We start from the raw sequence: 19333 nt of genomic DNA, 5'->3' as shown, positions 1-19333 counted from the left end.
GATAACAAGAACATGGATATTACCGAACTCCTGGCATTCAGCGTCAAGCACAATGCCTCTGACTTGCATATCTCTGCGGGCGTTCCGCCCCTTATCCGGGTTGACGGCGATGTGCGCCGCATCAACCTGCCGGCCTTAGAGCACAAAGAAGTGCACTCGCTTATCTACGACATCATGAACGATAAGCAGCGCAAGGAATACGAAGAGTTCCTGGAAGTAGACTTCTCCTTCGAAGTGCCCGGGGTGGCGCGTTTTCGTGTTAACGCCTTCAACCAAAACCGTGGCGCGGCGGCGGTATTTCGGACCATCCCGTCCAAGGTGCTGACCCTGGACGACCTGGGGGCGCCAGCCATCTTTAAAGACATCGTCACCAAGCCCCGTGGCCTGGTGCTGGTGACCGGCCCCACCGGCTCCGGTAAATCCACCACCCTGGCGGCGATGATCGATTATGTGAACGACAACCGCCACGACCACATTCTCACCATCGAAGACCCCATCGAATTCGTGCACGAGAACAAAAAATGCCTGGTCAACCAACGGGAAGTGCACCGCGACACCCACAGCTTTGCCAACGCCCTGCGCTCGGCGCTCCGTGAAGACCCCGACGTGGTACTGGTGGGCGAGATGCGGGATTTAGAAACCATCCGCCTGGCGCTTACCGCCGCCGAAACCGGCCACCTGGTATTTGGCACCCTGCACACCAGCTCGGCGGCCAAAACCATCGACCGTATCATCGACGTATTCCCGGCCGCAGAAAAATCCATGGTCCGCTCCATGCTGTCCGAATCCTTGCAAGCGGTTATTTCCCAAACGCTGTTGAAGAAAACCGGCGGCGGCCGGGTGGCGGCCCACGAGATCATGATTGGTACCCCGGCCATTCGTAACCTTATCCGCGAAGACAAGGTGGCCCAGATGTATTCGGCCATCCAAACCGGTATGACCCACGGCATGCAGACCCTCGACCAATGCATGAAAGAACTGGTGAACCGTAACCTTATCAACCGCCTCGACGCCCGCGCCAAAGCGGTGGATAAAAACGCCTTCTAAAAGGGGAGTGCGCCATGGACATGAAAAGCCTGCTGCAACGCATGGGCGAGCTCAATGCCTCGGATCTGTTCATTACCTCCGGCCTGCCGCCTTGTTTGAAGATCAACGGCGAAATTCGCCCTGTGGCCGACCAGCGCCTCTCCATGGCCGAGGCCAAGAGCCTGGTGGAAAGCGTGATGAACGAGCGCCAGCTTGATGAGTTTCGTGACCACAAAGACGCCAACTTTGCTATCAGCGTCAAAGGGGTAGGGCGGTTTCGGGTGTCGGTGTTTACCCAGCGCGATGCCGCCGGCATGGTGCTGCGCCGCATCCAAACCAAGATCCCCTCCATCGAGGAGCTGGATCTGCCGCCCATCCTCAAAGACATCGTGATGACCAAGCGCGGCCTGGTGCTGATGGTGGGGGCCACCGGTACTGGTAAGTCCACCACCCTGGCGGCCATGGTGGGCTATCGCAACGAGAACAGCCGCGGCCATATCGTCACCATCGAAGATCCCATCGAATTCGTGCACGAGCACAAACGCTCCATCATCACCCAACGGGAAGTGGGCATCGATTGCGAGTCTTTCGAGGTGGCGCTGAAAAACAGCCTGCGCCAGGCGCCGGATGTGATTTTGCTTGGGGAAATTCGTACCAAGGAGACCATGGAGTTTGCCCTGGCCTTTGCCGAAACCGGCCACCTCTGTATGGCCACCTTGCACGCCAACAACGCCAACCAGGCGCTAGAAAGGGTGCTGCACCTGGTGCCCCGTGAAAAGCACGAGCAGTTCCTGTTCGACATGAGCCTTAACCTCAAGGCCATTGTCGCCCAGCAACTGGTGCCCAAACGAGATGGCTCTGGCCGCATGGTGGCGGCCGAGATTTTGCTGCACTCGCCGCTGGTTTCAGAGCAGATCCGCAAAGGTGACATTCACCTCTTGAAAGACAGCATGGAGCGCTCCCGGGAGCTGGGCATGATGACCTTCGACCGCAGCCTGTTCGAGCTCTATGCCAAGGGCGAGATAAGCTACGCCGACGCCCTGCACCATGCCGACTCGCCCAACGATCTGCGCCTGATGATAAAGCTCAGCCAGAACGAAACGGGCAAGACTACGTCCTTGGACAACGTCACCATCGACCGATAAAAAAGGCGCCCCAGGGCGCCTTTTTCAATCGCTATCAGTACTGGCTTTCAAACCAGGATTCGAGAATAAGGCAGGCCGACACCGAGTCGATTTTGCCTTTTTCCAAGGCGCTGTAGCCGCCGTTCTCAAATAGCCACTCCTTCGCCGCCGCCGTGGTCAGGCGCTCATCTTGCGTTGCCACTTCCAGGCCAAAACGGCCATGGAGGCGCCCGGCAAATTTCTTGGCGCTGGCCGTGGTGTTTTGTTCGGTGCCGTCCATGTTGAGCGGCAGGCCCACTACCAGCAGATCGGGCTGCCAGGCTTTGAGGACTTTTTCCACCAGCTCCCAATTGGGCTGGCCATCCACCGCTTTGATGGCGGCCAAGGGCTGGGCCGAGCCGGTGACATCCTGGCCCACGGCCACACCGATGCTCTTGGCACCATGATCAAAGGCAATAACGGTTTTGGGCATCAGGCGTGGCCTACGTCGTTGGACAGTTGCCAGATATCAAAGCCCAGGTGTTCGCAGGCTTTTTGCCAGCGCTTGGAGGGCGGGGTATTGAACAGCAGCTCAGTGGCAAAATCGCCGTCGGCAGGCACCAGCAGCCAGGAGTTGTCGGCCAGCTCCTTTTCCAGCTGCCCGGCTTCCCAACCGGCGTAGCCGAGGGTCACCATAAATCGCTCTGGGCCGTGCTCGCCGCCAAGGGCCGAGAGAATGTCCACCGAGGTGGTGACCATCAACTCCTCACCCAGGGACAAACTGGCTGTATAGCCGCGTTTGGGGGTGTGAATAACAAAGCCCCGCTCGGGGTTCACCGGGCCACCGGAAAACACATAGCGGCCGCTTAGGGTTTCGGGCTCGTCTTCTTCCACCAGCTCGAGCTGGCGCAGCATGTCGGTCACGGTGATGTTGACCGGGTGATTGACCACCAGCCCCATGGCCCCTTCGTCATTGTGCTCGCAAAGGTAAGTCACAGTGCGGGCAAAGTAAGGATCACGCATGGCAGGCGTGGCAATCAGAAAGTGATTTTGCAAACTACGCATCGGCAGCACCTGTCAGAGCTTTCCCCAAGTATGGCCATTTACGACCAGCAGTAAATAGCTAACTTGGGGCGGGTGCAGGGCTTTTCAAGGGCAGGCGGGCTTTGGCGTGTAAAGCGTGACCATTCTCTGGCTAACCGCGCCAACCATCGGCAAGCAAGGTCAGCAGCGCCTTGAGGGTGCCGTTGGGGTCCTGAGTGCGAATGGCCCGTTGGAAGGCATCGAGGATGTAATGGGCAATCACCTGCGCCTGCAATGGGCTGATGGGCGCTTGGCTTGACGCCAGGATGGCGCCAGCCAGCGACGCTTCGTGACGCAGCCACATGTCCTTGGCGTAGCGGCTGAGCTCCGGGGTGTTATCCACCAGAGCCATAAAGCTTGCTACCTGTTGCTGGTGTTCGGCGTGGTCCACATCGATACCGCTAAAGCCGGTTTCAATCAGCGCTTCCACAATGCTTTGCCCGGGGCGGCGCTTGACCACAGTGTCGATGAGGCCCGCCTCAATGGCCCGGTCTTCATCAAACACCATAGCTTCTTTGGTGGGGAAGTAATTAAACAGGGTCGGCACCGACACCCCGGCCTTTTCGGCGATCTCGGCGGTGGTGACCTGATGGTAGCCGCGCTCGATAAAGAGCAGCGTGGCCATGTCGGAAATGGCTTTGCGGGTGCGCTTTTTCTTCTGTTCTCTCAGTCCCACTGTGTTGGCTCCCCTGATGACGGTGCCCATGATGCCGTCAAAATTTAACTTGATCAAATTTTTAAGTGACTATAAATTTATAGCGGTTCTATTTTTGGCCAACCTGGGAGAGACCTTGCACAGCCAGTTTGATGTGATTATTGCCGGCGCCGGCCCCGTGGGGCTATTCCTGGCAACGGAGCTGGGTCTGGCTGGCCTAGCGGTACTGGTGTTGGAAAAAGACCCTGCCGATACCAATCCCATTAAGGCCCAACCCTTGGGGCTAAGGGGCCTGAACACGCCTTCCCTGGAGGCCCTGTATCGCCGGGGCCTGCTGGGCGCCGCGCTGGCCGATACCGGCGCGGCGCTGGCGCACGTCAAGCCCAATGAGGGCTTTCGCTCCGCCGGCCATTTTGCTCGCCTGCCCATCAACGCAGAACGGTTTACCCCGTCCCGCTGGCGCTACCTGTTGGCAGGGCCGGCCTTTGGCACGGCGCTCACCGACCTTGCCACCCTCAACCGGGCCCTGACCGAAAGAGCCTTGGCCCTTGGGGTCAGCATCCGCTATTGCGCCGAGGTGCAGGGCCTCTTGCAGCATGGCGGTGGCGTGCAAGTCCAGACTGGCGGCGAAACCTTTGCCGGCCAATGGCTGGTGGGCTGTGACGGCGGGCGCAGCCAGGTACGTAAGCTGGCGGGCATCGCCTTTGAGGGCACCGAGCCCAGCTTTACCGGCTACCAGCTGCTTTGTGAGCTGGCCGGCCCAGAGCTGCTCAAGCCAGGTTTTCAAACCACCCCGGCTGGCTTTTACGCCAAGGCTGGCCAAGGGCTGGTGATGGTGACCGAGTTCGACCAGGGCCGTTTCGACCGCAACCAGCCCATAGATCTCGAATACGCCCAGGCTCTGCTGCGCCGGGTAAGCGGTACTGATGTCACCATCAAAGCCCTGCACCAGGCCCACAGCCACACCGACCGCGCCAAGCTGGCCAGCCGTTATTGCCAGGGGCGGGTGCTGCTGGCCGGCGACAGCGCCCATATCCACTCTCCCTTGGGAGGCCAGGGCCTCAATACCGGCCTTGGCGATGCCATCAACCTGGGCTGGAAGCTGGCAGCCTGCATCAACGGTTGGGCCAACCCCGGTTTGCTGGACAGCTATCAGGCGGAGCGGTGCCCGGTCGCCAGCCAGGTGCTGGCCTGGAGCCGGGCCCAAGCGGCAGTTATGGCCCCGTCAACCCAAGGGCGCGCCCTGGGGGCCTTGTTTAAGGACCTTATCGAGAGCCAGGACGGGGCGAATTACTTTATCGGCCGCATCTGGGGCCTGGCCCAGCGCTATGAGCTGGGCGACGCCCACCCCTTGCTGGGGGCCAGCGCCCCGGACTTTGAGTTGAGCGGTGGCCGCCTGGGGCCAAGGCTCCATAGCGGCCGCGGCCTGCTGCTGGATTTTACCCATGACCCGGCCCTTCGCGCCCTGTGCCGCCCCTGGCAGGGCCGGCTCGATTACCTGGCGGGCACTGCCGAGGACACCCTTGGTCTCAAGGCGCTGCTGATAAGGCCGGACGGGGTGGTGGCCTGGCTGGCCGAAGGCCGCGCCGATTTGGCCACCGCCGAGGCGGCGCTGGTGCGCTGGTTTGGCCCCGCCTGAGTCCGGCTACCCCTTTTTATTCCCGGGCCAAGGCCCGCTCTTGCAAGGAATTTTCATGAACAAGCTGTATGACGTCATCATCGCCGGGGCTGGCCCGGTGGGGCTTTTCCTGGCCCACGAATTGGCCCTGGCCAACCTGTCGGTGCTGGTATTGGAAAAAGACCCCAGTGCCCAGATGCCCTGGAAGCGCAAGCCTCTTGGCATGCGCGGAGTGAACAGCAACTCGGTGGAGGCCTTCTACCGCCGCGGGCTATTGGACGCCCTAGTGGACGACGCCGACCAGCGCCCCCAGCGCCCGGATAAGGCCATTCCCTTTCAGTTTGGCGGCCACTTTGCCGGCATCATGGTCAATGCCAGCCAGCTGGAGCTGGCGCGCTTTCCTTACCGCCTGGCCGGGCCGGCGCTTTATCCCGCCAGAACCGACATGGAGCGTATTTGCACTGCCCTTAACCATCTGGTGGCCAAGCGCGGCGTGACTGTGGTGTATGGCGCCGAGGTGACGGCCCTGGAGCAGGGCACGGACCAGGTGGCGGTGCAGGCCGGTGGCCAGCATTACCAAGGCCGCTGGCTGGTGGGCTGCGACGGTGGCCGCAGCCAGGTGCGAAAGCTGGCCGGGTTTGAATTTGTCGGCACCGAGGCTAACTGCACCGGCTATAGCGTGCACTGTGAGTTGGCCGACCCGGAGAAGCTCACCCTGGGTTTTCAGTACACCGCCAATGGCATGTACGTGCAGGCCAGCCCCGGCCATTTTGGGGTGATGGAATACGATGGCGGCCGCTTTGACCGCAGCCAGGAGGTGACGGTGGCGCATTTTCAAGCGGTGCTGCGCCGGGTCAGCGGCACTGATGTCACCGTAAACAGCATCCAGATGGCGGCCACCTTTACCGACAGGTGCAAGCAGGTTACCCAGTATCGCCAAGGCCGGGTGCTGCTGGCCGGCGACAGCGCCCATATTCACTCGCCCCTTGGTGCCCAGGGCCTTAACGCCGGTATCGGTGACGCCCTGAACCTCGGCTGGAAGCTGGCCGCCACTATCAAGGGCAGGGCGCCGGCGGAGCTCCTTGACAGCTACCAGGCTGAGCGCCACCCGGTGGCCAGTTGGGTGCTGGACTGGACCCGCGCCCAAGTGGCCTGCATGGCGCCGGGGCCCCAGGGTGAGGCACTGGCCCAGCTGCTTCGCGACCTTATCCAAACCGATGATGGCGCCAACCATTTCCTGGGTAAGCTGTGGGGCCTGACCCTGCGTTATGACCTTGGCGACAGCCACCCGCTGGTGGGGGCCAGCGCCCCGGATCTGGAGCTGACAGATGGCAGCCGCCTTGGCCCCAAGATGGCCAATGGCCAGGGCCTGCTGGTGGCCTTGGGGGACGATAGGGACTTGGCCAGCTTGTGCCGGGGCAGGGCTGGGCTTGAGTACCTGGCCCTGGATGCCAAGGACAATCTGGGCCTTGGCGCCATGCTGATAAGGCCCGACGGCATCGTTGCCTGGGTCAGCCCAGCTGGCAGCCCGCCCGATGTGGCGGCGGCCGAGGCCGCCATCGCCCGCTGGTTCGGGCAATAAAAAAGGGCGCCAACGGCGCCCTTTTTTACGGTCGGCCTCAGGCCCCCAGGGCCTCGAACAGCCGGGCGCAGATATTGATGCCGGTGGCGGCCTCAATTTCCCGCACGCAGGTGGGGGAGGTGACGTTAATTTCGGTGAGCTTGTCGCCAATCACATCAAGGCCCACAAAATAAAGGCCGCGTTTCATCAGCTCCGGCCCCAGGGTCTCGGCGATATGGCGCTCGGCATCAGAGATGGGGCGCACTTCGCCGCGGCCACCGGCGGCCAGGTTGCCACGTGTTTCACCGCCTTGGGGAATGCGGGCCAGCATGTGCTCTACCGGCTTGCCGGCCACCACCAGCACCCGTTTGTCGCCGTCTTTGATGGCGGGCAGGTATTTTTGCGCCATGCAGTAACGGCTGCCGTGCTCGGTGAGGGTTTCGATGATCACCCCAAGGTTCGCTTCGTCGGGCTTTAAGCGGAAAATCGAGGCGCCGCCCATGCCATCCAGGGGTTTAAAAATTACGTCGCCATGTTCGGCGTGGAAGGCCTTGAGCCTGCCGGCCGAACGGGTCACCAGGGTGGTGGGGGTAAACTGGGGGAACCAGGCGGTAAAGAGCTTTTCGTTGCAGTCGCGCAGGCTCTGTGGCTTGTTGACCACCTTGACCCCTTGCTCTTCGGCCCGCTCCAGAATGTAGGTGGCGTAGATGTATTCGGTGTCAAAGGGCGGATCTTTACGCATCAGGATGATGTCCAGCTCCTTGAGGGGGGCTGTTTGGGGCTCGTCCAGGCGGTAGTAATCCTTGGGATCGTCCTTGACGGTAAATTCGGTCATCCGTGCCAGGGGCTCGCCGTCTTCGAGCATTAAATCCTGCATCTGCATGTAATAGAGGCTGTGGCCGCGGCGCTGGGCTTCGAGCGCCATGGCAAAGGTGGTGTCTTTTTTGGTGTTGATGGCCTCGATGGGGTCCATCACTATGCCGATCTTCATCTTTACTCCTTATCCCAGATCGCCCAGGGTCAGTTGCAGGGCGCTGATGGCGGCCAGGGCAGCGGTTTCGGTGCGCAAAACCCGGGGGCCTAAAAGTACGTCGGTAAAACCGGCCTGGCTTGCTATGGCCACTTCGTCGTCGGTAAAGCCGCCTTCGGGGCCGATGAGTAGCCGGGCGCCGCCGGCCTTGGCAAGGCTGGCAATGCCGCCTTTGGCGTAGGGGCTCAAGGTCAGGCTGTGGCCGTCAAAGGGCTCTGCCACCCAGTCGCTCAGCATGGCCACCTCGTTTATCACCGGCACCGTGGCGCGGCCGCATTGCTCACAGGCGCTGATGGCTACCTTTTGCCATTGGCCGACCTTTTTGTCCAGCCGCTCGCCCTGGAGCTTAACGCCGCAGCGCTCGGAAAAGAGCGGGGTAATTTCGCTCACTCCCAGCTCTACCGCCTTTTGAATAACAAACTCCATGCGATCGCCCCGGGAGATCACCTGGCCCAGATGGATGCGCAGTGGCGATTCGTTGGCCAGCGCCTCGGCGCCGGTGATGGTGACCTGCACCTGCTTTTTACCGGCTTCGGTAATGGCGGCGTGGTAGTCGTTGCCGTCACCGTTAAAAAGGCGCAGCTCCTGGCCCGGCTGCATGCGCAGCACCCGGCCCACATGGTTGGCGCCGTCTTCGCTCAAGGCCAGGGTCTGGCCCTGGCTCAGGGGCTGGGGTTCATAAATGCGCGGGTTTCGCATTATTGCTCCTTGCGGGCGAGTTTGAGGCAGGCCTGGGTAACAAAGGGGTTGTCGTTACCCTGCACCGCTTTGATCTTCTGGTTGCGCTGGCACTCCCAGCTGTTCACAGGGTAGAGGTTGTTCCAGGCCGTGAACAGTTGCCGCTGCTGGCGGGAGATGCGAATGCCGTAGGCTTTTTCCATGTAAAAGTAGGTGCGGGCGATGCTGCCTCGGGCCCGCTCTGGGGGCATGGCGCGGCCGCCCTTGAAGTCCACCAGCATGGTGCAGGCGCCGTACTGGTTGGGTTTACCGGTAAGGGCCGCGTAGCGGAAGTTGGAACGGTCGCCGTTCACCTCGCCTATGGCCGGTGCCAGGTTGTGAAGGTCCCCTTCCATGCGCTCAAAGCGCTTGTCTTTTTTACAGGCTTTGCGGCCACCTTTTTGCCAGCATTGCAGCTGATGGCCAAATTCCCAGGCCGGCATGATGTGTTCCCACTCGATGCGGTTGGCGCGTTTGGGTTGCTTGCGAACCTGATAGCCGCAGCTACCCAGGGCCGGCACGCCTTTTTTTCCGTGCCAGTCGATGTCGCAACCGCAATAGAAGGTTTCGGGGTGGGACTGGTACAGCTCGGTTGCCAGTCGTTTGGCCTTGCTGAAACTTTCTACAGCCAGGTTCTGGCCGCTGGCAAGGGCCAGCAGCACAAACAGCATCAAAAGGCGCATTACGTCTTGGGCCTGTTTTTGTCATCGTTATGGTTGCCGGGCATTGTCCGGTAACAGCCAGAGTCGACTCAAGCTTTTTGCGCCGCCCAGCCAGCATTGCTACACCTTAGCTAGGGCCATAGGCGCCGCTTGAGTGCTGAAAATCTTCATGAAACTCTATGCCTTACTCTCAGAACTGCTGCTGATTGCCGCCTTGGTGAGCTGCGTTATCACCTTGCGCGGTGCGCCTTTGCAGCGCTTGATAAAACCCTTGTATCTGGCTTTGCTGGCGGCGCTGGCCCTGAGCGCCTGCACCGCCTTGCTGGGTTTTGCCGGCTGGCTGGAACTGGGGTTCAAACACCAGGTGTTGATGGAGCTGGGGGAGAATTTGGCGATGCCGCTGCTGGTGGGTTTGGTGGCCTGGCAGTTTAATTGCCACAGCCTGCTGCGCTTTCTTATCTTGGCGCTGATGCTGTGCTGCGTCGCCAATCTGTGGCTGGCGCTGCCGCTGCTGACCGAGTCGATGACGGTGCTGATGATGGCGCTGATTGGCCGGCGCATGTTGAGCTACCCGGCCATCGGCAGCTTTTACCTGTCGGTGGCGGCCCTGGCGCTGATGGCCTTTTTACCGCTGTTGCCGGCGGTGTCCCGTGAGCATTATGAGGGCCTCTTTCATCTCGACCTGGCGCTGCTGGCTGTATGCATGACGGTGCTGCTACACGCTTATTTACGGTTTCACCAGCTTGCCGAGGCCGAAGAGGGTGCCGAAGAAGGGGCCGATTAACCGGGCAGCACCGCCTGCAGGTGTGCTTCAAGGTGAGCGATAAAGCGCGCCACCCTCGGGGTTTGGGCCAGGCGTGCCGGGTACAGGGCCCACACCGCGCTTTCTCTCGGTTTCAGTTGCGGTAATAGCTCCACCAAGGTGCCGTTTTTGAAGTGCTCAAGCACGTAGTAATCCGGTAGTTGCACCAGCCCCAGGCCGTCCAGCGCCGCTTCCAACAGCACTTGCCCCGAGTTGATGCGCAGTCGCGCGTCGGGCTGAATGGGCCCGGTGCGGCCTTGCCAGTAACCCAGGGTGCCCAACAGGCAGCTGTGCTGGTGCAATTCATCAAGGCTCTGGGGCGTGCCGTGGGCGGCAAGATAAGCGGGGCTGGCGCAGATATAGAGCCGGCGCGGGGCCAACTTGCGGGCAATGTGGCTGGAGTCTTCCAGTTTGCCCAGGCGAATGGCCAAATCGATGCCATCGGCTACCAAGTCCAGGTTGGCGTTGCTGAGGATAAGGTCGATTTTCAGCTCCGGGTATTGGCCGAGAAAGCTCATCACCGCCGGCGCCACATAGCGCTCGCCAAAGGCGGTGGAGGCGGTGATGCGAAGCCGCCCCTGCAAGTGGCCCTCCAGGGTGGATACGGCGTCTTCGGCTTGCTCCAGGCCGTCCAGCAGCGCCCGGGCATGCTGGTAATAAAGCTCCCCCGAGTCCGTTACCATCAACTGGCGGGTGGTGCGTTTGATAAGCTGGCTGCCCAGGCGCTTTTCCAGCGCCTTTAACTGCCGGCTGACATGGGCCACCGACACCCCCAGCATCCGCGCTGCCCCAGAGAGGCTTTGCTGCTCCACCACCGCCACCAGGGCTTCAAGGCCATCGAATCGGCTCATCTTTACCGTGCTGAAAATCTGTTTTGTATTTGAGGTGATTATCTCAGCATCAGACCACAATACAATGGCCACAAACCAATAAGGAGTTGTCCATGATCAAATCCCGTGCTGCGCTGGCGGTTGCCGCCGGAAAGCCCCTGGAACTGGTAACCGTAAATGTGGCGCCGCCCAAAGAAGGCGAAGTGCTGGTACGGCTGGTGGCCACCGGTGTTTGCCACACCGACGCCTTTACCCTGAGCGGCGCCGACCCGGAAGGTATCTTCCCGTCCATCCTCGGCCATGAAGGCGCCGGTATTGTTGAAGCGGTCGGCCCCGGCGTGACTTCGGTCAAAGTGGGCGACCACGTTATTCCGCTGTACACCGCCGAATGCGGCAAGTGTAAGTTCTGCCTGTCTGGCAAAACCAACCTGTGCCAGGCGGTGCGCGCCACCCAGGGCCAGGGCCTGATGCCCGACGGCACCAGCCGTTTCAGCCTGGACGGCAAGCCCATCTTCCATTACATGGGCACCAGCACCTTTAGCGAATACACCGTGCTGCCGGAAATTTCCGTGGCCGTTATCAGCAAAGAAGCGCCGCTGGACAAGGTGTGCCTGCTGGGCTGTGGCGTGACCACCGGTATCGGCGCCGTACTCAACACCGCCAAGGTAGAGCCGGGTGCCACCGTGGCCATTTTCGGCCTGGGCGGTATCGGCCTTAGCGCCATTATCGGTGCCAAGATGGCTGGTGCTGGCCGCATCATCGGTATCGATTTGAACCCCGACAAGTTCGAGATGGCCAAGAAACTGGGCGCTACCGACTGCATCAACCCCAAAGACTACAGCGACCCTATCCAGCAGGTGATCGTCGATCTGACCGACGGCGGTGTCGACTATTCCTTTGAATGTATTGGTAATGTTGACGTAATGCGCGCCGCCCTCGAGTGCTGCCACAAGGGCTGGGGCGAGTCGGTGATCATCGGTGTGGCTGGCGCTGGCCAGGAAATTCGCACCCGCCCCTTCCAGCTGGTGACCGGCCGCGTCTGGCGCGGTAGCGCCTTTGGTGGCGTAAAAGGGCGCAGCCAACTGCCGGGCCTGGTGGAGCGTTACCTCAAGGGCGAGATCCCCATGGATGACTTCGTGACCCACACCATGGGCTTGGAAGACATCAACAAGGCCTTCGACCTGATGCACGAGGGTAAGAGCATCCGCTCCGTGATCCTGTTCTAAGGAGCCGTTATGGAACTGATTGAAAGCCATCTGTGTTTTGGCGGCGAGCAGCGCCGCTATAAACATGGCTCAGCGGTACTGGGCTGCGAGATGACGGTGTCGGTATTTTTGCCGCCGGATTTTGGCAGTCACACCCCGGTGCTCTATTGGCTGTCGGGGCTTACCTGCACCGACGAGAACTTCGTGCAAAAGGCCGGCGCCCAGCGCTTGGCCGCCGAGTTGGGCCTGGCGATCGTGGCGCCGGACACCAGCCCTCGTGGCGAAGCGGTGGCCGACGATGAAGGCTATGACCTGGGTAAAGGCGCTGGCTTTTATGTCAACGCCACCCAGGCGCCTTGGGCCAGCCACTACCGGATGGACGATTACATCGTCAAGGAACTGCCGCCCCTTATCGAGGCCCTGGGCCTTGGCAGCCGGCGCGGCATCAGCGGCCACTCCATGGGCGGCCACGGCGCCCTGGTACTGGCGCTGCGTAACCGCGATTTTTACGGCTCGGTGTCGGCGTTTTCGCCCATCAGCAACCCGGTCAATTGCCCCTGGGGCAAAAAAGCCTTTGGCGCGTACCTGGGCGATAACCCGGCAGACTGGGAGTCTTACGACGCCTCGCTGCTGCTGGCTGACGCCAAGGCGCCCTGGCCGGTGCGGGTAGATGTGGGCCTCAAGGATAACTTCCTTGAGGAGCAGCTGCGGGTAGAAGCCCTGGAAGCCGCCGCCGCGCAAAGCGGCTCCGAGCTGACCGTGCATCGCCAGAGCGGTTACGACCACTCCTACTTTTTTGTGGCCAGCTTCATGGAGGCGCACCTTCGCTTCCATGCCGCCCAGCTCAAATGATTCAAGGCCGCGTTTGCGGCCTTTTTCTTTGCTGCTAAGGTGAAGGCGTGCTCTCAACAAAGGCCCTGTGATGCTGTCGTTATTGCTGCTGGCTGCCTCGCCCTTCCAAGACCCCGATGTTCACTACCATGAGCAGGTTGCCTATTACCCCATCAAGGCCGACAGCTGGGACGCCTTGCTTGAGGTAGTGCGCCACCGTCCCGGCAAGGGCAACAAGGCCTGGGCCCAAACCGCCTGGAACGCCTCATACAAAGTGGCCTTTGCCAGCGACCAGCGCCGCTGCTGGATAAGCGCCATGGAGGTGACGCTCAAGGTCACCATCAGCCTGCCCCGCTGGCTCGACCCCCCCCGAGAGCTCAAACCCCGCTGGGAGGCGTTCTACGAGCACATCCACCGCCACGAATACCGCCACCGCCAACATGTCATCGACATGATAAAAGCACTGCGTAGCCGCGCCATGGCCCTGCCACCCGGCCCAGATTGCGGTGCCATCAAGGCCAGTTACCTGCGTATCAAGACCGAGCTTGAACAAAAGCGCGAGCAGCAGGACAACAACCTCGACGAGCAAGACCGGCTGTGGCAGATCTCCGAGCAGCAACAAGCAACGGGCTGATCCAGATCTACGACAAAACTATTGGCGTTAATGGCTGATGGGAAGGTTATCGCCATACGGAGGAGGTAACGGCCGTAAGCGAAGTCATTTTCCCCTTATAGAGTCGTGACTTATCGCAACTTAATTTGGCCTACTGGCATTTATCTACGATAGCGATAAATGCCATTAAAAATTTGAATTTCACTGTCTGGATTGAGTTTGTGAAAGTCCAACTGCATTACCAAAAATGCAGTAACAATCTACTGCAATAAGTGGTGCGGCCAACTCCACCTATGAGGATAAAGACTGTGAATATCAACTTGAAAAAGTTTGGGGCGACATTGCTGGTTGTGATGTCGGCTCTCGGTGTAACTAGTGTGTCTCATGCAGAGGACAGCCCGCTACCGGCCAAGCATAAATTAAAAGTCATGGTTACCGGATACAAAGGATATATTGGTAGCCGCTTTGTCAAAGCGGTTCAAGATAAATATGACATCGTTGGATATGACTTGGTTGATGGGGATGACATTCTTGACTACGACAAATTAAAGGAAAGAATGAAGGGAGTGGATGTTGTTGTTCATGAAGCTGCCATTCCTCGGCCGGTGCCAGGTAAGAGTTTTGAAGATTACTTTCGCACGAATGTTCAAGGTACTCTGAATGTCGTCAGAGCAGCAGCCGAAGACGGTGTGAAACGAGTTGTTTATGCAAGTTCGACAACCATCTACGGGATTGAAGGTGGCATTCCTTTTGATTATCCCATTACCGAGGGGCAGAAGTTTGTTTCCCAATACCTTAAGGCCAAGGACCTGACTAAAACCCGGGATGTGGATCTGTCATATCATATATCGAAAGTGATGGCTGAGCAGGAGCTGGCTTGGTACGGCTTGAATAAGAAAGTGCAAGTGATTGCCTTACGTTATGGACCGGTTGACCAAGTTAATATTGGCGCTCATGTCAGTATTGATAACGTTATTCAAGCAACCGATCTTGCTATAAGTAATCCCAATGAGTTTTGGTACGAGGCTTTCAGCATTGTCGATGCTGATGTCAAATTCATTGATATCTCAAAGGCAAGAAAAATGCTCGGATACAAACCAAAGCCAGCTAAATATAAAAAAGAGCAAGTGATTGCTGACTTTAATAAAAGGCTTAGTTTGGATATGTAAAAAAAGAGAGCCATTAGGCTCTCTTTTTTTGTTTCTCTAAAGTTGTTAGCCCTACCTGCCTAGCTTCTCTTTGGAGGTGTGCGCGGTTTGCGAATTATCAACACGGCTTGCCGTAGTTTGGCCATTAGAATGAAGCAGATAGTTGAGGATCTTTACATAATCATCACTGGCCATTGAGCCAGGTGCGCTGGCAGGCATACGCTGAGACATAAAATCGTACAACTCGCCCACCGTTTCAAAGCGGGCACTGGCATGAGCATACATAGAGCGAGTCGTTGAACCGTGGCATATAGCGCAGTTGCTCTTGTAAAGGTGGCTACCAGCTTCATCCAAAGCCGTTACGGATTGTTGGCTATCGTCCTTTGCCCAGGATGCGAATGATGATGCCAACAGTATTGCAGCATAAGTCAAAGGAACGATTTTCATGAATACCTCAAGTGCTGTTAAGTTGGTGAAAATTTGGAGTAGCCAAGCAATTACTAACGAATAGTGCTGGATGACTTCCAGAAGTCGACGTTGGCATCTACTGCATACAGATCAATCTCATCGAGTTCTTCTTGAGTGAAGTGCATGTTATTTAAACTTCCAAGAGAGTTTCTCAGCTGCTCTACTGAACTTGCTCCAATCAGTGCCGAGGTCACTCTTTTATCCCGGAGTACCCAAGCAATGGCCATTTGAGCCAAAGTTTGGTTACGCCGCTCAGCGATATTGTTCAATTGCTTTATACGGTTTAACACTTCATCTGTTATCAAGTCTTTATTCAGACCGCCACGAGCGACGCGGGAGCCTTCTGAAATACCAGATAAATACTTTGATGTCAGAAATCCTTGAGCTAAAGGAGAAAAGGCTATACAGCCGGTACCTAACTCGTTCAACGTATCAAGCAAGCCATTCTCTATCCAGCGATTAAACATCGAGTAATTTGGCTGGTGTATAAATAACGGAACACGTTCCTCTTTAAGTAGAGCTGCAGCTTGTTTTGTTAATTCTGGCGAGTAGCTGGAAATCCCAATATAAAGGGCTTTACCTTGGTGGTGCAGCTGGGCAAGTGCTCTCATTGTCTCTTCTAACGGAGTATTAGGATCAACCCTGTGAGAGTAAAAAATATCGACATAATCTACTCCCATCCTTTTGAGAGACTGATCAAGGCTGGCCACCAGATATTTTTTGCTGCTACCAATCCCACCATAAGGGCCGGGCCACATTTCCCATCCGGCTTTTGTCGAGATAATCATTTCATCACGATATCGACCAAAGTCAGATTTCAATATTCGGCCAAAGTTTTCTTCTGCCGATCCAGGAGGCGGGCCATAGTTGTTTGCCAAGTCGAAATGAGTAATGCCATTATCAAATGCATGATGCAAAATAGAACGACAATTTTCGAGCCGGTCATGGCCGCCAAAGTTATGCCACAGACCTAGTGAAATGGCTGGTAAGAATAATCCGCTGTTACCGGTTTTTCGGTATTGCATGTTGCCTTTATATCGAGACTCTGAAGGAATGTAACTCACTAAATTCACCTTGTTTTATCTGCTATCAACACTTGCGATGGGTGGAAAATTAGATAAACTCTGTTAATAGTTAGGCGAGTGTTGTAATGATGACTACTGACTCCTTTCTATGATGTTCTCAATTCTATTATCTAATGAGAAATTCATTGTATTGATGGCTTTAATCTATTCAGGAGATAAATCGTGGAGCTTAGACAGATCCGGCATTTTTTGGCTGTAGCCGAGTACGAAAATTTTACTCGTGCTGCACAAGCTATGCATATCGTGCAATCTGCCCTATCAACTTCGATTAAACAGTTAGAAGATGAGCTGGGAACCTCCTTGTTTATCCGCTCAACCCGCAAAGTCAGATTGACAATGGCGGGGCGTGTTTTTTTAAAGTATGCAAAGAACATAATGAGTTATGTTAGCAAAGCGACTCAGGAAGTGGAGGCTATCGTATCTCTTAAATCAGGGTCTATTTCAGTGGGGACCGTGCAGAGTATTCCTCCTTTCATTGATTTGCCTATTCTTCTTAAGAACTTTATCAATAAATTTCCTGATTTTGATGTTAAGCTTTGTCAGGGGTCATCTTCTGAACTAAACGAAAAAGTACAGAACCAGCAAGTGGATCTGGCCATTATGCCAATTGAAGAAGTTTCTGACCTTTTGGCGTCAAAGATTATTGCTTGTGATTCAATTGTGGTTGTTTATGCGAAGGATTCCGGAATTTTTAAAATTGATGACGGTAGTGTCTCTGTTTCAGCTTTATCTAAGCTGAGCTTTATTGATTTTGAACGTGGTCAGGGAACGCGTGACATCAATGATAAGTTCTTTGATATGCACAATGTCGAAAGAAAGATAACTTTTGAAGTGAGTGATCTTGAGACCTTGATAGGGCTTGTTGAAAAAGACATGGGTATTGCATTGTTACCGGAAGATGTAGCTTCATCGAGAGGAGATAAATTGGAATTCAAAGAGTTAAAGGAAGAAAATCTATGCTGGGAGCTGGCCGTAGTATGGCTAAGTGATGGCCCCAACAGTGATAAAATACATGAGCGGCCTGTTAAAGAATTCATGGATATTTTGGAGCAAGGTATATAGCTACTTATCTATAGAACTGATTAATGCCATCACTATATTGAATTTCACTATGAGTTTTACCCAATGTTAGATTGGGTGAAATTCTATATATCTACTAAGGTGGTATGTGTGAACCTTCATATCAAAGTGACAAGCAAGGCTTTTATCTTTTCTATTTACATAGCTTTGCAATTTTTGTCTTTCTCTCCATCAGTACAAGCCTCTGAAGTAGAAAATAAAGTCCATCATTTCACCAATAAGGACTTTTACGTGAATGGCGTCTTTCAAAAAGAAGTGGCTAAAGATGCCATCGCACAATTAATGAAGCACTATGGTCAAGTTTTAACGCCTGAGCTGCGTAAGCAATTATGGGTTAATGATTTTGGCCTGGGTGATTATGAACATGTCGGCCTAGCCAGTATTACCTGGGTTAACAACACGACGTACGGCTATTATGCCATGACGATGTTCCTGCTTCCTGACCAGATGATTCCCGAGCATAAACATATGCCAATCCTCAGTGCACCAAAGATGCCAGCGAAGCATGAGTCTTGGCGTGTTATGCAGGGCTGGGTTTATAACTTCTCGAACATTGGCAAACCTTCAGTATCACTTCCCGATATTCCAAAAAGCTTTGGGAAAATAAAGAGCCAAAATGTGGTTGTGCAGCACCAAGGCGAAATTCTATCTCTTAAAAAGCTGGAAAGCTGGCATTTTCTTAAGGCCGCTGCAGAAGGCGCTATTGTAGATGAGTATGGAAACTGGCAAGACCGGAGAGGGTGGTTCAGTTCTAATCCAAAGGTTGCTCCGACACCCTAAGCTAAGGATAATATTGCATGCTGCGTTTTGGTGTAATCTCAACAGCAAAAATAGCTCAGGATCATGTGATCCCAGCGATACTGGATGCAAAAAACTGTATTGTTAATGGCATTGCCAGTCGGGATATATCTAAAGCATCAGCAGTAGCGGACCGTTTTTCTATTCCACTCCGTTTCTCATCTTATGAAGAAATGCTCGATTGCTGTTATATCAATGCCATTTATATTCCATTACCAACATCCCATCATATGAAATGGGTCATGAAGGCGGTGCATGCAGGTAAACATGTACTCTGTGAGAAACCCATTGCTCTTAGCGCAGACGACATAGCGAAACTTATAGCGGTCCGTGATGAAAAAAAGGTGACTATAGCTGAGGGTTTCATGATCACTTATTCACCTGTATGGAAAAAAGTTCGTGAACTCATCGCCTTGGGCGCAATTGGAAGATTAAAACATGTGCAAGGTGTTTTTTCTTACTTTAATCGCAGTGCAGACGATATGAGGAATCAGCCTGGTCTGGGTGGTGGTGGCCTTTTTGATATCGGTGTCTATCCGATAATGGCGACCCGGTTCTCGACAGGTTTAGAGCCACGACGTGTGCGGGCAAGTATTGAGTACGATGATTTATTTGGTATCGATACTTATTCAAGTATTCAAGCAGACTTTGGAAGCTTTGATTTAAGCTTTTATATTGCTACACAACTTGCCGAACGGCAATTAATGGTTTTCCATGGCACCGACGGATATATCGAGGTGAAATCGCCTTTTAACGCTAATCGATGGGGGCCTGAGGAAGTTGAATTGACTAACCGTTCGCATAATGAGTCTAAGATTTATCGATTTCAGGATGGCCGACAGTATAAGTTACAGGCTGAAGCCTTTGCTGATGCAGTAATGGGTTTGGATACGGAAGTGCTGTCTTTGGAAAGCTCATATCAAAACCAGCTTTTTATTAATGCTGTTTTTCGAGCCGGTAGTAGTGGCCAATGGGAAAATGTTTTATAAATTAGTGGCTAATTTAGCTTCGTTTGCGT

General features: G+C 55.7%; 21 protein-coding genes. 12 read left to right on the top strand and 9 right to left on the bottom strand.

All coding sequences use genetic code 11. The features are described from left to right. Positions 1-12 precede the first annotated feature (12 nt). Both AC22G1_RS17120 and AC22G1_RS17115 read left to right on the top strand, forming a co-directional pair. Positions 13-1047, top strand: a complete 1035-nt coding sequence (locus tag AC22G1_RS17120) for a type IV pilus twitching motility protein PilT (protein WP_050657954.1) — start codon at positions 13-15, stop codon at positions 1045-1047. Between the two features lie 14 nt (positions 1048-1061). Then, positions 1062-2171 (top strand): PilT/PilU family type 4a pilus ATPase, encoded by a 1110-nt coding sequence (locus tag AC22G1_RS17115; RefSeq protein WP_487314441.1) that lies wholly within the window; start codon positions 1062-1064, stop codon positions 2169-2171. 34 nt (positions 2172-2205) lie between these two features. Here AC22G1_RS17115 and ruvX read toward each other — a convergent pair whose 3' ends face one another. The 3 genes from ruvX to AC22G1_RS17100 all read right to left on the bottom strand — a co-directional run bounded on the left by ruvX (position 2206) and on the right by AC22G1_RS17100 (position 3888). Next, positions 2206-2622, bottom strand: a complete 417-nt coding sequence (gene ruvX / locus AC22G1_RS17110) for a Holliday junction resolvase RuvX (RefSeq protein WP_487314440.1) — start codon at positions 2620-2622, stop codon at positions 2206-2208. Continuing rightward, complete coding sequence (locus tag AC22G1_RS17105) at positions 2622-3152, bottom strand: YqgE/AlgH family protein (protein ID WP_487314439.1); 531 nt, start codon at positions 3150-3152, stop codon at positions 2622-2624. The genes ruvX and AC22G1_RS17105 overlap by 1 nt, the downstream gene beginning before the upstream one ends. A 172-nt stretch (positions 3153-3324) precedes the next feature. Next, on the bottom strand, positions 3325-3888 hold the full coding sequence (locus AC22G1_RS17100) for a TetR/AcrR family transcriptional regulator (RefSeq protein WP_487314438.1): 564 nt from the start codon (positions 3886-3888) through the stop codon (positions 3325-3327). A 115-nt stretch (positions 3889-4003) separates the two neighbouring features. Between AC22G1_RS17100 and AC22G1_RS17095 the strand changes: the two genes are divergently transcribed. Together AC22G1_RS17095 and AC22G1_RS17090 are read left to right on the top strand one after the other, a co-directional pair. Next, on the top strand, positions 4004-5506 hold the full coding sequence (locus AC22G1_RS17095) for an FAD-dependent monooxygenase (RefSeq protein ID WP_487314437.1): 1503 nt from the start codon (positions 4004-4006) through the stop codon (positions 5504-5506). Between the two features lie 55 nt (positions 5507-5561). After that, on the top strand, positions 5562-7067 hold the full coding sequence (locus AC22G1_RS17090; protein ID WP_487314436.1) for an FAD-dependent monooxygenase: 1506 nt from the start codon (positions 5562-5564) through the stop codon (positions 7065-7067). A gap of 37 nt (positions 7068-7104) precedes the next feature. On the opposite strand, the gene gshB is transcribed toward AC22G1_RS17090, so the two are convergent. Genes gshB through AC22G1_RS17075 form a run of 3 tightly spaced genes read right to left on the bottom strand, consistent with a single transcriptional unit; the run spans position 7105 to position 9476 of the window. After that, positions 7105-8019 carry a glutathione synthase gene (gene gshB / locus AC22G1_RS17085; protein WP_487316745.1) on the bottom strand — a complete coding sequence of 305 codons (915 nt, stop codon included), beginning with the start codon at positions 8017-8019 and terminating at the stop codon, positions 7105-7107. Between the two features lie 27 nt (positions 8020-8046). After that, a complete protein-coding gene (gene rsmE, locus AC22G1_RS17080; RefSeq protein ID WP_487314435.1) occupies positions 8047-8775 on the bottom strand; it encodes a 16S rRNA (uracil(1498)-N(3))-methyltransferase in 729 nt (242 codons plus the stop codon). Continuing rightward, positions 8775-9476 (bottom strand): endonuclease, encoded by a 702-nt coding sequence (locus AC22G1_RS17075; RefSeq protein WP_487314434.1) that lies wholly within the window; start codon positions 9474-9476, stop codon positions 8775-8777. The genes rsmE and AC22G1_RS17075 overlap by 1 nt, the downstream gene beginning before the upstream one ends. Before the next feature lie 133 nt (positions 9477-9609). On the opposite strand from AC22G1_RS17075, the gene AC22G1_RS17070 reads away from it, so the two are divergent. Then, positions 9610-10239 carry a hypothetical protein gene (locus AC22G1_RS17070; protein ID WP_487314433.1) on the top strand — a complete coding sequence of 210 codons (630 nt, stop codon included), beginning with the start codon at positions 9610-9612 and terminating at the stop codon, positions 10237-10239. On the opposite strand, the gene AC22G1_RS17065 is transcribed toward AC22G1_RS17070, so the two are convergent. Next, positions 10236-11108, bottom strand: a complete 873-nt coding sequence (locus AC22G1_RS17065; protein WP_487314432.1) for a LysR family transcriptional regulator — start codon at positions 11106-11108, stop codon at positions 10236-10238. The genes AC22G1_RS17070 and AC22G1_RS17065 overlap by 4 nt on opposite strands. An 86-nt stretch (positions 11109-11194) precedes the next feature. Here AC22G1_RS17065 and AC22G1_RS17060 point away from each other — a divergent pair, with 86 nt between their 5' ends. The 4 genes from AC22G1_RS17060 (at position 11195) to AC22G1_RS17045 (ending at position 14905) form a co-directional block, all read left to right on the top strand. Next, positions 11195-12313: an S-(hydroxymethyl)glutathione dehydrogenase/class III alcohol dehydrogenase gene (locus AC22G1_RS17060; protein ID WP_464949434.1), complete on the top strand. Its 1119-nt coding sequence runs from the start codon at positions 11195-11197 to the stop codon at positions 12311-12313. Positions 12314-12322: 9 nt separating this feature from the next. Beyond that, positions 12323-13144 carry an S-formylglutathione hydrolase gene (gene fghA / locus AC22G1_RS17055; RefSeq protein WP_050657942.1) on the top strand — a complete coding sequence of 274 codons (822 nt, stop codon included), beginning with the start codon at positions 12323-12325 and terminating at the stop codon, positions 13142-13144. A gap of 70 nt (positions 13145-13214) precedes the next feature. Beyond that, positions 13215-13757: a DUF922 domain-containing protein gene (locus AC22G1_RS17050; RefSeq protein ID WP_487314431.1), complete on the top strand. Its 543-nt coding sequence runs from the start codon at positions 13215-13217 to the stop codon at positions 13755-13757. Positions 13758-14044: 287 nt separating this feature from the next. After that, positions 14045-14905, top strand: a complete 861-nt coding sequence (locus AC22G1_RS17045; protein ID WP_487314430.1) for an NAD-dependent epimerase/dehydratase family protein — start codon at positions 14045-14047, stop codon at positions 14903-14905. A gap of 51 nt (positions 14906-14956) precedes the next feature. Here AC22G1_RS17045 and AC22G1_RS17040 read toward each other — a convergent pair whose 3' ends face one another. Together AC22G1_RS17040 and mgrA are read right to left on the bottom strand one after the other, a co-directional pair. Next, positions 14957-15331, bottom strand: a complete 375-nt coding sequence (locus tag AC22G1_RS17040) for a c-type cytochrome (protein ID WP_487314429.1) — start codon at positions 15329-15331, stop codon at positions 14957-14959. A 53-nt stretch (positions 15332-15384) separates the two neighbouring features. Further along, positions 15385-16377: an L-glyceraldehyde 3-phosphate reductase gene (gene mgrA, locus AC22G1_RS17035; protein WP_487314428.1), complete on the bottom strand. Its 993-nt coding sequence runs from the start codon at positions 16375-16377 to the stop codon at positions 15385-15387. A gap of 222 nt (positions 16378-16599) precedes the next feature. Between mgrA and AC22G1_RS17030 the strand changes: the two genes are divergently transcribed. The 3 genes from AC22G1_RS17030 to AC22G1_RS17020 all read left to right on the top strand — a co-directional run bounded on the left by AC22G1_RS17030 (position 16600) and on the right by AC22G1_RS17020 (position 19304). Further along, on the top strand, positions 16600-17499 hold the full coding sequence (locus AC22G1_RS17030; RefSeq protein WP_487314427.1) for a LysR family transcriptional regulator: 900 nt from the start codon (positions 16600-16602) through the stop codon (positions 17497-17499). Positions 17500-17607: 108 nt separating this feature from the next. Continuing rightward, entirely contained in the window at positions 17608-18297 is a 690-nt protein-coding gene (locus AC22G1_RS17025; protein WP_487314426.1) for a cupin domain-containing protein, read from the top strand. Between the two features lie 17 nt (positions 18298-18314). Then, positions 18315-19304, top strand: coding sequence for a Gfo/Idh/MocA family protein (locus AC22G1_RS17020; RefSeq protein ID WP_487314425.1), 990 nt, complete (start codon positions 18315-18317; stop codon positions 19302-19304). The last annotated feature ends 29 nt before the right edge of the window (positions 19305-19333 follow it).

This window comes from Gallaecimonas zhanjiangensis (genome assembly GCF_057624825.1).
Note: the sequence above shows the minus strand (reverse complement) of the source record. Positions and strands in the feature narration are given on the sequence as shown.